Source organism: Ornithinibacillus xuwenensis (genome assembly GCF_039614845.1).
GTDB lineage: Bacteria > Bacillota > Bacilli > Bacillales > Amphibacillaceae > Ornithinibacillus > Ornithinibacillus xuwenensis.
The window spans coordinates 62061-75554 of the sequence record NZ_JBDIML010000009.1 but is presented as its reverse complement, the minus strand read 5'-3'; the positions used below and the strand labels follow the sequence as shown (position 1 = coordinate 75554).

General features: G+C 36.8%; 9 protein-coding genes. All 9 read left to right on the top strand.

What is annotated here, in order from left to right; translation table 11 throughout:
* The 9 genes from ABC228_RS17835 (at window position 1) to ABC228_RS17795 (ending at window position 13447) form a co-directional block, all read left to right on the top strand.
* Complete coding sequence (locus ABC228_RS17835) at window positions 1-1743, top strand: methyl-accepting chemotaxis protein (protein ID WP_345826535.1); 1743 nt, start codon at window positions 1-3, stop codon at window positions 1741-1743.
* 132 nt (window positions 1744-1875) lie between these two features.
* Window positions 1876-3915, top strand: coding sequence for a methyl-accepting chemotaxis protein (locus ABC228_RS17830; protein ID WP_345826534.1), 2040 nt, complete (start codon window positions 1876-1878; stop codon window positions 3913-3915).
* A 137-nt stretch (window positions 3916-4052) separates the two neighbouring features.
* Complete coding sequence (locus ABC228_RS17825; RefSeq protein ID WP_345826533.1) at window positions 4053-6092, top strand: methyl-accepting chemotaxis protein; 2040 nt, start codon at window positions 4053-4055, stop codon at window positions 6090-6092.
* A 239-nt stretch (window positions 6093-6331) separates the two neighbouring features.
* Window positions 6332-7996, top strand: coding sequence for a glycoside hydrolase family 13 protein (locus tag ABC228_RS17820; RefSeq protein ID WP_345826532.1), 1665 nt, complete (start codon window positions 6332-6334; stop codon window positions 7994-7996).
* A 424-nt stretch (window positions 7997-8420) separates the two neighbouring features.
* Window positions 8421-9185 (top strand): DeoR/GlpR family DNA-binding transcription regulator, encoded by a 765-nt coding sequence (locus ABC228_RS17815; RefSeq protein WP_345826531.1) that lies wholly within the window; start codon window positions 8421-8423, stop codon window positions 9183-9185.
* A gap of 131 nt (window positions 9186-9316) precedes the next feature.
* Window positions 9317-10321 (top strand): 4-hydroxythreonine-4-phosphate dehydrogenase PdxA, encoded by a 1005-nt coding sequence (pdxA, locus tag ABC228_RS17810; RefSeq protein WP_345826530.1) that lies wholly within the window; start codon window positions 9317-9319, stop codon window positions 10319-10321.
* 38 nt (window positions 10322-10359) lie between these two features.
* On the top strand, window positions 10360-11340 hold the full coding sequence (locus ABC228_RS17805; RefSeq protein WP_345826529.1) for a Bug family tripartite tricarboxylate transporter substrate binding protein: 981 nt from the start codon (window positions 10360-10362) through the stop codon (window positions 11338-11340).
* Window positions 11341-11406: 66 nt separating this feature from the next.
* On the top strand, window positions 11407-11931 hold the full coding sequence (locus ABC228_RS17800) for a tripartite tricarboxylate transporter TctB family protein (RefSeq protein ID WP_345826528.1): 525 nt from the start codon (window positions 11407-11409) through the stop codon (window positions 11929-11931).
* A gap of 28 nt (window positions 11932-11959) precedes the next feature.
* The gene (locus tag ABC228_RS17795; protein WP_345826527.1) at window positions 11960-13447 is read left to right on the top strand and encodes a tripartite tricarboxylate transporter permease; all 1488 of its coding nucleotides are present in this window, start codon (window positions 11960-11962) and stop codon (window positions 13445-13447) included.
* Window positions 13448-13494: the final 47 nt, after the last annotated feature.

Sequence of the window (13494 nt, the reverse complement as noted above, 5' to 3'; positions counted from 1 at the left end):
ATGGGGAAAAAAAAGACTAACGTACAAAGACAAAAAAAATCATTTAAATTATTTAATAACCTAAAGATAGGCTGGAAATACGGGATTGTTCTAACGGTCGTATTAATTCTATTTGGAGTATCTTCAGCAATTGGTGCAATTTTAGTTGGAAATATTGGGGATAATGTGGATGCACTAGAGCGTAGAGGTGATCGTGCATTAAATATTTCAGAAATGGGTTCTCTTACAAGGTCCAAGAGTAATCATATCGTAAATTATTGGGCAACAGAAAATCCAGAGATATTAGAACAATTAGAGATGGAAAAGGAATTCTTTGATAAATTGGAAGCTGATATTAAAGATGAACTTGATACAGAAGAACAGATTACCTTGTTCGAACAAATTGTTGCCAATGATCAATTAATGAATGATCTATTTGAAGGTAGTATTCTACCAGCGGTACAAAATGATAAAACTGTCTCAGCAGAAAACTATGTGCTGCAGTCCAACAGAATTAGTGAAGAGACTGTTAAATTTTTGGATAGTTTACAGGATACTGTAAATGCAGATAGAGAGTTAGCAATCGATAATGTTAAGGAAAGTCAACAATTAACGTTTATTGTACAGCTTGCTGCACTTGTTATTTCAGCTGTAATTGGAACGCTGTTACTTCTTCTTATTAGTAGATTGGTTTCTCGAAACTTAAATAAAGTAGTAGAAGTGAGTAATCAAATTGCAGCCGGTGACTTATCTGTTGAAAATATTAATTATGATGGAAAAGATGAAATCGGTAAGCTTTCTTCTTCTATTAATGAGATGAGCTCTAATTTACGCTCTATTATTAACCAAGTCTCGGAAGTATCTGGAACTGTAACAAGTAAGAGCGATCAGTTAACACAATCAGCAAATGAAGTAAGAGCTAGCTCAGAGCAAGTTGCAACAACGATGCAGGAGCTCGCTTCTGGTTCTGAAACACAAGCAAATAGTGCAAGTGACTTGTCTGCAGTAATGAGTTCATTTGTTACAAAGGTAAAGGATACAAACGAACAAGGGTTGTCTATAGAAGAAAACTCAAAACAAGTTCTAGCTATGACCAATGAAGGTAGCCAATTAATGACTGATTCTACCAAGCAGATGGAGAAAATCGATCGCATTGTTCAAGATGCTGTTCAAAAGGTAACTGGTCTTGATAAGCAGTCACAGGAAATCTCAAATCTAGTAACTGTGATTAAGGACGTTGCCGAACAAACTAATCTATTAGCGTTAAACGCAGCCATTGAAGCTGCACGAGCTGGTGAGCATGGGAAAGGATTTGCCGTTGTAGCAGATGAAGTAAGAAAGCTTGCAGAACAGGTTTCAAATTCTGTTACCGATATTACGAATATTGTTACAAATATCCAGTCAGAGACGAATAATGTAACAGAATCACTACAAGGTGGCTATCAGGAGGTTAAGCAAGGAACCTCCCAAATTGAGACAACAGGACAAACCTTCGGGAAAATTTCACAAGCTGTAACTGGAATGGTAAGTAGTATCACAACAATTTCAGAGAATTTAGCAGAGATTGCGAACAACAGTGAGCAGATGAGTACATCCATTGAAGAAATCGCTGCAATTTCTGAAGAATCCGCAGCAGGTGTTGAACAAACCTCTGCATCAACACAGCAAACAAGTAGCATCATGGAAGAGGTGGCCGGAAGCTCTGAGCAATTAGCTAAATTAGCAGAAGAGCTAAACGGATTAGTACGACAATTTAAACTATAGAGAAAAATAGATAGAGAGAACATACATAAACTGCATAAGTTGTTTCCTTCAAGGAGGCGCTTATGCAGTTTTCCAAAATAGTGGTTCTAAATTAGACATCTAGAATAATACATGCTAGGGGACACAGACAAATTGAGAAATAATAACCAAAATAAAACTGATAAACATACTAGAAATACTGGCAACTTTATTACCAAATCAATACAAAATCAAATTTTAATTCCTTTCATTTTACTCATTATTATTGCTGGAGGAGCTGTTTCAATTGTAAGTTATACAACTAGTGTAAAAAATACAACTGATGAGCTTGTTAACAATGTGGAAAGTCAAATGGTCGGGATGAATGATACATTTGAAATGTTTTTCTCTAGTATCGAGACGTCACTGGATAGATTAGCATCAAAAGATATGATGATGAAATATGATTCCAATTATTTTGGGGATATCTTGAAAGACCTGAAAGAGACCCAAGTAGCTGATGCCAATATCGCTAATATTTATATAGGATATGAAGAAACTGGGGAAGTTATTATTTATCCTGAGACAGAATTAAGTAATGATTTCAATGTAAAAGAGCAATCATGGTATCAAAATGCAGTAAGTGCAAAAGGAGAAACTGTTTGGACAGACCCATATCTTGATGAAAGTACTGGCGAATTAGTTGTGACTGCCTCTAAAGCTATTTATAACGGAAGTAAATTAACGGGCGTACTATCTGCAGATGTATTAGCAGAAACCCTTATCGAAATGGTAGATAAAATAACTATTGGTGACACGGGTTATGCAACTATTTTTGATAACGCCGGAAAGTTTGCTGCCCATCCAAATGCGGAATATATTGGTGAGGATCAATCACAAGAGGAATATTATAAAAAAATAGTGAGCACTGGTGATCAAGGGATTGTTCACTATGAGTTTGAAGGTAAGGATAAAGTAATGGGATTTGTTAAAAATCCAACTACAGGCTGGATAATAGGCGGTACAGTTTATATCGATGAATTTGAGGAAAAAGGACAAGCAATTATTCTTCCTATCACGATTAGTCTTGGTATTGTATTAATTATTGGAGGCGTTATAACGTTCTTCATTACACGTAGAATTACAAATCCAATCAAAACGGTTATGGAACGAATGAGGCTTATTGCAAGTGGTGATTTAAGTTATGATGACCTACAAACAAAAGCTCGAGATGAAGTAGGCCAACTTGTATTAGCAGCCAATGACATGAACCAAAATATGCGTGATCTACTAAATCAGATTAATAAAGTATCCGAGACTGTTTCAAGTCAAAGTGAGGAGTTAACGCAATCTGCTAATGAAGTAAAAACAGGAACAGACCAAGTAGCTACGACAATGCAAGAGCTTGCTTCTGGTTCTGAAACACAAGCAAATAGTGCGAGTGACTTGTCATCGATCATGGGCACTTTTGTTACAAAGGTAAAGGATACAAACGAACAAGGGTTGTCTATAGAAGAAAACTCAAAACAAGTTCTAGCTATGACCAATGAAGGTAGCAGGTTAATGACTGATTCGACGAAACAGATGGAGAAGATTGATCGTATTGTTCAAGATGCCGTTCAAAAGGTAACTGGTCTTGATAAGCAGTCACAGGAAATCTCAAATCTAGTTACTGTGATTAAAGATGTTGCCGAACAAACTAATCTATTAGCGTTAAACGCAGCCATTGAAGCTGCAAGAGCTGGTGAGCATGGGAAAGGATTTGCCGTTGTAGCAGATGAAGTAAGAAAGCTTGCAGAACAAGTTTCAAATTCTGTTACCGATATTACGAATATTGTTACAAATATCCAGTCAGAGACGAATAATGTAACCGAATCACTCCAAGGTGGCTATCAGGAAGTTAAGCAAGGAACCTCCCAAATTGAGACAACAGGAGAAACCTTCGGGAAAATTACACAATCTGTAACTGGAATGGTAAGTAGTATTACAACAATTTCAGAGAACTTAGTAGAGATTGCGAACAACAGTGAGAAGATGAACGCATCAGTAGAAGAAATTGCTGCAATTTCAGAAGAATCCGCAGCTGGTGTTGAACAAACCTCTGCATCCACACAGCAAACAAGCAGCATCATGGAAGAAGTTGCCGGAAGCTCTGAGCAATTAGCAAAACTTGCTGAAGAGCTAAATGGCTTAGTACGTCAATTTAAATTATAAAGAAATAATAGAAAAAATAGAGAGAGATAAAATAGTTAAACTGCATAAGTCGTTTCCTTCATGGACACGCTTATGCAGTTTTCATATAAATAATTGGGTGAAAAAAATACTGAATATTTAAAACTGGAGGTAATAAAATGAAAAGAAAGAAAACTGACAAGCATGTAAATGTGGGTAAAGGGAAAGGTAATTTCTTTACGAAGTCCATTCAGAATCAAATCTTAATTCCGTTTATCCTTTTGATTATATTAGCTGGGGGAACTGTTTCCGTAGTAAGCTATCTATCGAGTGTGCAAAATACAACAGATGAGCTCGTAAACAATGTGGAAAGTCAAATGGTAAGTATGGATGATACATTTGAAATGTTTTTCTCCAATATCACTGGTACATTAGATCGTTATACGTCTAATGAGCTATTGGTAGACTATCAAGCTGATAAACATGATCAAGTGATAAATTATTTAAAAGAGACGAAAGAAACATCACCTTCCATTTTAAACCTCTATACTGGGTTGGAAGAAAATGGTGAGATGGTTGTATACCCGATATTAGATCTTCCTGCAGATTTTGATGCACGAGAAAGACCATGGTATCAGGATGCTGTAGACGCTGGTGGAGAAATTATTTGGACAGATCCATATGTGGATGCGGGAACCGGTGAAACGGTTGTAACAGCAGCGAAAGCATATTTTAATGGTAATCAATTAGTTGGTGTAATGGGTGCTGATGTATCGGTTAATACACTTATTGAAATGGTTTCGAAAGTAAAAATCGGTGATACTGGTTATGTTGTGATTTTTGATAATGATGGCAAGTATGTTGCCCATCCAACCGTAGATAATATTGGGCAGGATCAGTCACAAGAAGACTACTACCAAAAAATCGTAGACGCTGGTGACCATGGAGTCGTTGAGTATGAATCAGAGGGAAAAGATAAAGCCCTAGGTTTCGTCAAAAATTCAACTACAGATTGGATTATTGCCGGAACAATTAACAAAGTTGATTTTGAGAAAAAAGCTCAAGCAATTATTATTCCTATTTCAATTAGTTTAGGTATTGTATTGATTATTGGTGTTGCAGTAACAATATGGGTTACAAGACGTATCACGAAGCCGATTCAACGTATTATGGAGCGAATGAGAAGCATTGCTAGTGGCGACTTAAGCCATGAGGCGCTTGAAGTTAAATCACAAGATGAAATCGGAAAACTCGTTGTAGCCACAAATGAAATGAATACGAATATGCGAGATCTATTAAATCAGATTAATGAAGTATCAGAAACGGTATCGAGTCAAAGTGAAGAATTGACACAATCAGCAAATGAAGTAAAAACAGGGACAGACCAAGTTGCAACAACCATGCAGGAGCTTGCGGCAGGTTCCGAAACACAAGCAAATAGTGCGAGTGATTTGTCATCAGTGATGAGTTCCTTTGTCGCGAAGGTAAAAGAAGCCAATGATCAGGGTCTTTTAATCGGAAAAGATTCGAATGTAGTCTTATCATTGACGAATGAAGGAAGTCAATTAATGACTACCTCTACAGAACAAATGGAACGGATTGATCGTATTGTCCAAGAGGCTGTTCAGAAGGTAACAGGTCTTGACAAACATTCACAGGAAATTTCAAACTTAGTAACCGTTATTAAGGATGTCGCTGAACAGACAAACCTTCTAGCGTTAAACGCTGCAATTGAAGCGGCAAGAGCTGGGGAGCATGGCAAAGGCTTTGCTGTTGTTGCGGATGAAGTCAGAAAGCTTGCAGAGCAAGTGTCAGATTCTGTTACACATATTACCGAGATTGTTTCCAATATCCAAACGGAGACGACAAATGTAACGGACTCACTAGAAGGTGGCTATGAAGAGGTGAAGCAAGGAACCTCACATATTGCTACGACAGGAGAGACCTTTGGCAAGATTAGTCAGGCTGTATCTGGCATGGTAACCAGTATTTCTAGCATTTCAGAGAACCTAGCTGACATTTCAACTAATAGTGAGAAAATGAGTACTTCTATTGAAGAAATCGCAGCAATCTCAGAGGAATCTGCAGCTGGAGTTGAGCAAACATCTGCATCGACACAGCAAACGAGCAGTATTATGGAGGAAGTGGCTGGTAGCTCTGAACAATTAGCGAAGCTAGCCGAAGAATTAAATGGGTTAGTTCGTAAATTTAAGTTGTAAATTCTATAAGGATAGTAGTGTATTAGTTGCACTACTATCTTTTTCTTTTTGTAGACTTGGTAATTGTCGAAAGCACATGTCTATGATACATTAAAAACTGAAAAGGTTTTCAAATGTTATTGAATGTAGCTGTCTACTGAACGCTATTTAGAGATTTCGAATGAACAATAGATAATACAATTTACATGATAGGATATAGCAGACTATCGAGTAGCAGAACTTTGTTAGGAGCTGACATAATGAACAAACAATGGTGGAAAGAAAGTGTCGTGTATCAAGTATACCCGCGTAGTTTTCATGACAGTAATGGTGATGGAATTGGAGATATTAAAGGTATTACACAAAAACTAGATTATTTAAAAAATCTAGGGATTGATGTAATTTGGCTATCGCCAGTTTACAAATCTCCAAATGATGACAATGGCTACGATATTAGTGATTATCAAGCCATTATGGATGAGTTTGGAACAATGGCGGATTGGGAGGAATTACTAAAGGAAGTACATAACCGAGATATGAAACTCATCATGGATCTCGTTGTCAATCATTCATCTGATGAACATGCATGGTTTATGGAATCTCGTAAATCAACTGACAACCCATATCGTGATTATTATATTTGGAGAAAAGAGCCCAATAATTGGGAATCAACCTTTAGTGGTTCTGCATGGCAATACGATGAGCAAACTGGTGAATACTTTTTACATATATTCAGTAAAAAACAACCAGATTTAAACTGGGAGAACGAAACACTTCGCAATGAAATTTATAGCATGATGAACTGGTGGCTAGAAAAAGGAATTGATGGCTTCCGCATGGATGTTATTAATTTTATTTCGAAGGCACCTGGACTACCAGATGCTCCTAATCCTGAGGGTAAGAAATACGTTGGAGGTGGGCAATATTACATTAACGGTCCCCGAATCCATGATTACTTGCAGGAAATGAATCAAAAGGTGTTATCGAGCTATGACATTTTGACAGTGGGCGAAATGCCGGGTGCTAGTGTTGAAGATGCAAAGCTGTATACTGATCCGAGTCGTAATGAGTTAAATATGGTGTTTACCTTTGAGCATATGGATTTAGACTCTGGTCCAAATGGAAAATGGGACTTGAAACCATTAGAATTAAAGGATTTAAAAGACAATATTACGAAATGGCAAACCGGTCTCCATGGAGTTGGCTGGAACAGTTTATATATGAATAACCATGATCAGCCAAGAATGGTTTCTCGTTTTGGGGATGATAAGGAGTATCGAGTAGAATCAGCAAAAATGCTGGCTACATTTCTTCATATGCTCCAAGGTACTCCTTACGTGTACCAAGGAGAAGAAATTGGCATGACGAATGTCCGATTTGATTCTATTGATGACTATAAGGACATTGAAATCCTAAATATGTATAAAGAAAAAGTACTTGAGGGTAGTGAGCCACATGAAAGTGTCATGGAATCTATCTATGTAAAAGGGCGAGATAATGCTAGAACTCCAATGCAATGGAATGCTAGTGACAATGCAGGGTTTACGACAGGCAAACCATGGATTAAGGTAAATCCGAATTATTCAGATATAAATGCAGAACAAGCAGTTCAAGATACAAATTCAATCTATCATTATTACCGTAAATTAATTCAATTACGTAAGTCTAATCCGATTATTGTTTACGGAGAGTATAAGCTAATTGATGACGCTAATGAGCAAGTATATGCATATACTAGGGCTTATGAAGATCAAAAGCTGCTTGTATTGACAAACTTTAGTAGGGAAGTAGCAGAATTCCAAATACGAGATAATGAGCTTACTACTGGAACGCTACTAATTGGGAATTATGAAGACGTAGAGGAAAACTTGGAGAGCGCTACGATCAAACTACGTCCATATGAGGCACGGGTTTATATTGGTTAGATAAATTCTGTGACCTTATCGAGGAGAAATGCTGAAGACTAAAAACGATAAATCTATCGTTTTTAGTCTTTTTTAAATGGAGATAAACAGTTTCTACTTCCTAATAATTCATTACAATTTTACAGTACTCTTGATTAGCTTTAACATCATCATGTTTAAAATTAACATCGTGGTTATTGTATAGAGCGTAAGATAGTGTTTTATCCGTAAAAAGAATATATTCCCAAGGTATAAAAGTGGCAGGATTGTTAATTATTAACATTGACAATGTAAAAATAACTTCTAAATACAGGTAATCGACAATGTTCGATTGTTTTTTATAAAATTCCTAAAAATATATTGACAATTATGAACAACTAAAACATAATATAACAAGAGTGGTTGTTTAAAATTAACAAATTTATAGTAAGTGAGTTGAAGTTGAGTGTTCCCAATTGAGAGAAGAAAATGGTTAGAACAACAGATTTTAGTCAATAAAAAGATTGATATCGAGGAAGTTTCTCAACAGTTGGATGTATCATCAATGACAATTCGAAGAGATTTAAAGGAATTAGAAGCAAAAGGCAAAGTCATTCGTACGCATGGAGGAGCGGTTTCGCTTGAAATGCTTGCGGAAGAAGTCCCATATTCTTCGAAAGCCACTAAAAATAACGAACAAAAGAAAGCGGTTGCATCAAAAGCTCTACCCTTAATAGAGGAAAATTTTACTATTATATTAGACTCGGGAACAACTACTTTAGAATTAGCTAGATTACTAAAACCCCGAAGCGACTTAACAATAGTAACCAATGATGTCAACATTGCCAACGAGTTATTAGACAGTTCGAATAAAGTAATTGTTACTGGTGGTGAATTGCAGCAAGGGATAGGCGCGTTATATGGGTCAGCTACACAGAAAATGCTCGAGATTATATATGCCGACATCTTCTTCCTTGGTGCTCACGCAATAGATTTAGAAAGTGGAGTGAGTGCACCAACCTTTGAAAAGTCTATGATTAAGCAGTTGATGGTTAACGCTGCTGAAAGAACATGGTTATTAGCAGATAATAGCAAATTTAATAAAAAAGCTTTTTCAAAAGTATGTAGTTTTACAGAAATTGAAGGAATTATTACCGATAGGAATACAGATCCTTCCATTATAGAAGCTTATCAAGAGAAGACGAAAATACTTCTCGGGGATATACAATAACAAAAATGTAAACGCATACGAATTTGAATATTAATACTTGCTATTATGTTTAAAAATCACAGAAACTTCCGCTTTATTGAGAAACACCTAATGAAGGTTTAGAAAAAACAACGATTGTGAGGTACGCTACATTGAAAAATGAAAACCTAATTATCGGTGTCACTTTAGGTGATGCAACTGGTATTGGTCCAGAATTAATTGTTAAAGCATTTCAAGATCAAGAGATTCGAGAATTAGCAACATGGGTTATTGTGGGAGACAAGCGTGTCCTTCAACAAGGCCAATCCATTGCGGGGGCAGATTTGGACTTGGTTGAAATAGAGGATGTTGACCAAGCAGAAAGAAATCAAGGAACAATCTATTTTGTGAATCTAGAAAACTTAGATCCTAGTGAATATGAGCTAGGGAAGCTATCACCTCATTCAGGGAAAGTAACTGGAGAGACTCTAAAGTATGTACTAGATTTAGCAAAAACGAAGAAAATCGACGGAGTTATGTATGCGCCATTAAATAAAGAAGCTTTACACCGTGGAGGACATCACTTCCAGGATGAGCTACATTTCTTTGCAGACCTACTAGAATGTAAGGAAGGATTTAGTGAAGTCAATGTAATGAATTCTTTATGGGTTACGCGTGCAACTTCACATATTCCGTTGAAAAATGTAAGCGAAAACATTACGAAGGAAAAAATTGTTCAGCGTATCCGCTTTGCTAATGAAACATTAAAGACCGCTGGTTATGATAATCCCAAAATTGTTGTATCTGCCTTAAACCCACACGCTGGTGAAGGTGGAATGCTAGGAAATGAAGAGATTGACTTTATCATTCCAGCAATTAAGGAAATGCAAGCAGAAGGCATTAATGTTAGTGGGCCTTATCCAGCAGACACGTTATTCTTACGATTGGAAAAAGATCCATTTGATTGCCTATTAGCAATGTATCATGATCAGGCACAAACTGGAATGAAATTACTAGGCTTTAATCGAGGTGTCACGATGAGTGGTGGACTACCAATTACATTGACAACACCTGCTCATGGCACAGCTTTTGACATCGCTGGTAAAGGTGAAGCAGATGCAGGAGCTACAAAAGAAGCAATAAAAATGACTGTCCGTATGAATGGTTATTCAAACTAATTTAACATACTATCAACTATTCCAAGGGGGAAAACCGAATGTTTAAAAAGAAATCATTATTTGTAGGATTAATCGCTTTATTACTTATTGTTTTGACAGCATGCTCAAACTCAGGGTCTAAAAATGAAGAAGCTTCTACAGAAGATTATCCAGAAAGAGATATTGAAGTTTATGTTGGTCACGGACCAGGTGGAGGTACAGATACTTTCGTACGTACGATTACAAACCTAATGGCTGAGGATCTTGGTGCAAACTTCAATATTATTAACCAAGAAGGTGGATCTGGTGTTATTGCAATGCAAAATGCCATGCAAGAAGATGCAGATGGTTATACACTAATCGGTGACTCTGCTTATGCGGTAACTACTGCAGCTGGAACAAACCAGTTCGGTTTAGATAAAGTGAAACCGATTGCACGTATTCAAAGTGATATTTATGCACTACAAGTTAAAAACGGTACGTTTGAAAGCATTGATGAGTTGATTGAATATGCAAAAGCACATCCTGGTGAAGTGAATCTTGGTGCAGTTGGTACAATGGGTATTGATGAAATTACAGCACGTCGTTTCATTAAAGAGGCTGGCGTTGACATGAATTATATCCCAATGGAAGGTGCAGGAAACATGCACTCTGATCTATTAGGTGGACATATTGATGTAATTTTAGAGGAAGTTGGCCCGACAGTTTCTTACATCGAAGAGGGAGAATTTACGCCATTAGTATTCTTTGCTGAAGAACGTTTAGAGGACTTCTCAGATGTTCCAACTACAGTTGAAAAAGGTTGGGATTTAACGGATGGTGTTGAGCGTTATCTAATGATTCCTGCTGATGCGCCACAAGAAATTGTTGATTTATTAGAAGATGCTGCTAAAAAAGCAATGGAATCTGAAGAGTATCAAGAATACGCTGCTAATTCTTATCTAAACCTTCGTGATGGTTGGATGGGTTCTGAAGACTTCACGAAAAAATTAGAACAAGATATTGAGAAATATAAAGAAATCATTGCAGAGATTGAATAATAAAGAATAGTGATTTTTGGAAGAGGGGGGATTATCCCCCCTCCTCTTTTAAGGAGGAAATGCAGAATGAAATCAAATTTGGTATTGGGCGTTATTACAATTCTGTTTTCTGTGTTTTTCTTAGTTATTGCATTGCAAATTCCAGATTCTAGAACATCTACCATCATTGGTTCAGCAGAATGGCCAACTATTATATTAGTTTTTATGCTAATCATGGGTATTCTTCAGGTAATCAAAACAATACTAGAAAGCAAAAAAAGTGCTATTGCTTCAGATGAAAATACGGATGATGGAGAAGAACTACCGCAAGTTGAAGGAAGAGCTAATGAAGGGCTAAAGGGCAGTCATTGGTATATTTTGATTGCGATGGCCATCTATGTTGCATTATTGCAGGTTATCGGCTTCCTTTTTGCTACGCCACTCTTATTCTTGTTTACAGCTTGGCTTCTAGGAATGAGAAAGAAGATGATGCTAATACTTTCAACGGTTATTAGTACGGTTATCTTCGTCGTATTATTTATCTATGTCTTAGGAATTCCATTCCCACGAGGAATTGGGATTTTCCATACACTAAGCTTCTGGATTTATTAAGAAAGATGTAGAGAAAGGAGTGTAAATAATGGTTGAAGGATTGTTATTAGGGATTGAAAATATGTTTCAACCAATTCCTTTATTAATATTATTTGCTGCAACATTAATAGGATTCCTGGGTGGAGCCCTACCGGGAATTAGTGGTACGATGCTTGTTATTATCTTACTTCCAATTTCATATGGATTAGATGCTATTCCAGCCTTTATATTATTAACAACTATTTATGCATCATCTGTTTTTTCTGGCCTGATTAGTGCCATACTTTTCCGTACACCAGGAACACCAGAAGCGGTTGCAACCGTTCTGGATGGTTATCCGATGGCCCAAAAAGGAAAAGCGGGCCAAGCATTAGGTATTGGAATATTTAGTTCGGTTACAGGTGGTACACTTGGTGTACTATGTCTTATATTCTTAACACCATTACTTGCTTCGTTTGCACTTAGTTTTTCTTCACCGGAATACTTTGCATTAGCAGTCCTTGGACTAACAGTTGTTGTATCACTAAGTGGTGGTGATTTAATTAAAGGCTTTATTGGGGTTGCATTAGGATTATTTATTGCAACAATCGGAATGGATCCGATGACAGGAGCAGAGCGATTTACATTTGGTTCATTAGAGCTATTAAGTGGTATTGATCTTATCCCAGTCTTAATTGGCTTATTCGCTGTATCGGAGGTTCTAAGAAAAAGTAAAGAAGATCATACGATTAAGCAACAAATGCAAAAGTTTAAGACAAAAATATTTGATAGTACGATTTTTAATCGAATTAAAGGTACGATTCTTCGTTCTTCTATTTTAGGTATTACAATCGGAATTCTACCTGGTGTTGGAGCTACTACAGCCTCGATGGTGAGCTATAGTGAAGCAACTCGCTGGTCTAAAAATCCGAAAGAATTCGGTACAGGAGTACCGGAAGGGATTGCAGCACCTGAATCAGCAAATAATGCTGCGGCGATGGGCGCGATGGTTCCATTACTATCACTTGGAATCCCTGGAAGTGCAACGACTGCCATTATCCTAGGTGCATTTGTTATGCACGGAATGCAACCAGGTCCGATGTTAATTAAGGATTCACCAGATTTAGTTTATACAATCTTTATTTCATTATTATTAGTCAATCTATTAATCTTGGTCTTGTCTAAACCATTTATTCGTATATTCTCAAAAATAATGAAGGTTCCATACAAAGTATTAGGGCCATTCATTGTAATCTTTTGTGTAATTGGAACATACGCAGTTCGTAACTCTATATTTGATATATGGATTATGCTTTTATTTGGACTAATTGGATTTTATTTAGATAAAATGAAGTTTCCATTAGCCGCGGTAATACTTGGATTGGTTCTTGGACCAATTGCAGAAGTAGAATTTAGACGAGGGCTACAAATGTCTAGTGGGGATTTCAGCATTTTCTTCACTCGACCAATTAGTGCCGTACTATTAGGTCTTGCTCTACTTGCATTAATTCTACCATTGTGGAGTAAGTTCCGTAAAAAACGCAAAGCAACATCGTAATCGTAAAAAACATAGAAATTCTATTAACAAACTTATTAACTGTAGTA

Coding starts and splice junctions, on each gene's coding strand:
- ABC228_RS17820 (WP_345826532.1), top strand. CDS start 6,332: ATGAACAAACAATGGTGGAAAGAAAGTGTCGTGTATCAAGTATACCCG.
- ABC228_RS17835 (WP_345826535.1), top strand. CDS start 1: ATGGGGAAAAAAAAGACTAACGTACAAAGACAAAAAAAATCATTTAAA.
- ABC228_RS17825 (WP_345826533.1), top strand. CDS start 4,053: ATGAAAAGAAAGAAAACTGACAAGCATGTAAATGTGGGTAAAGGGAAA.
- ABC228_RS17795 (WP_345826527.1), top strand. CDS start 11,960: ATGGTTGAAGGATTGTTATTAGGGATTGAAAATATGTTTCAACCAATT.
- ABC228_RS17800 (WP_345826528.1), top strand. CDS start 11,407: ATGAAATCAAATTTGGTATTGGGCGTTATTACAATTCTGTTTTCTGTG.
- ABC228_RS17805 (WP_345826529.1), top strand. CDS start 10,360: ATGTTTAAAAAGAAATCATTATTTGTAGGATTAATCGCTTTATTACTT.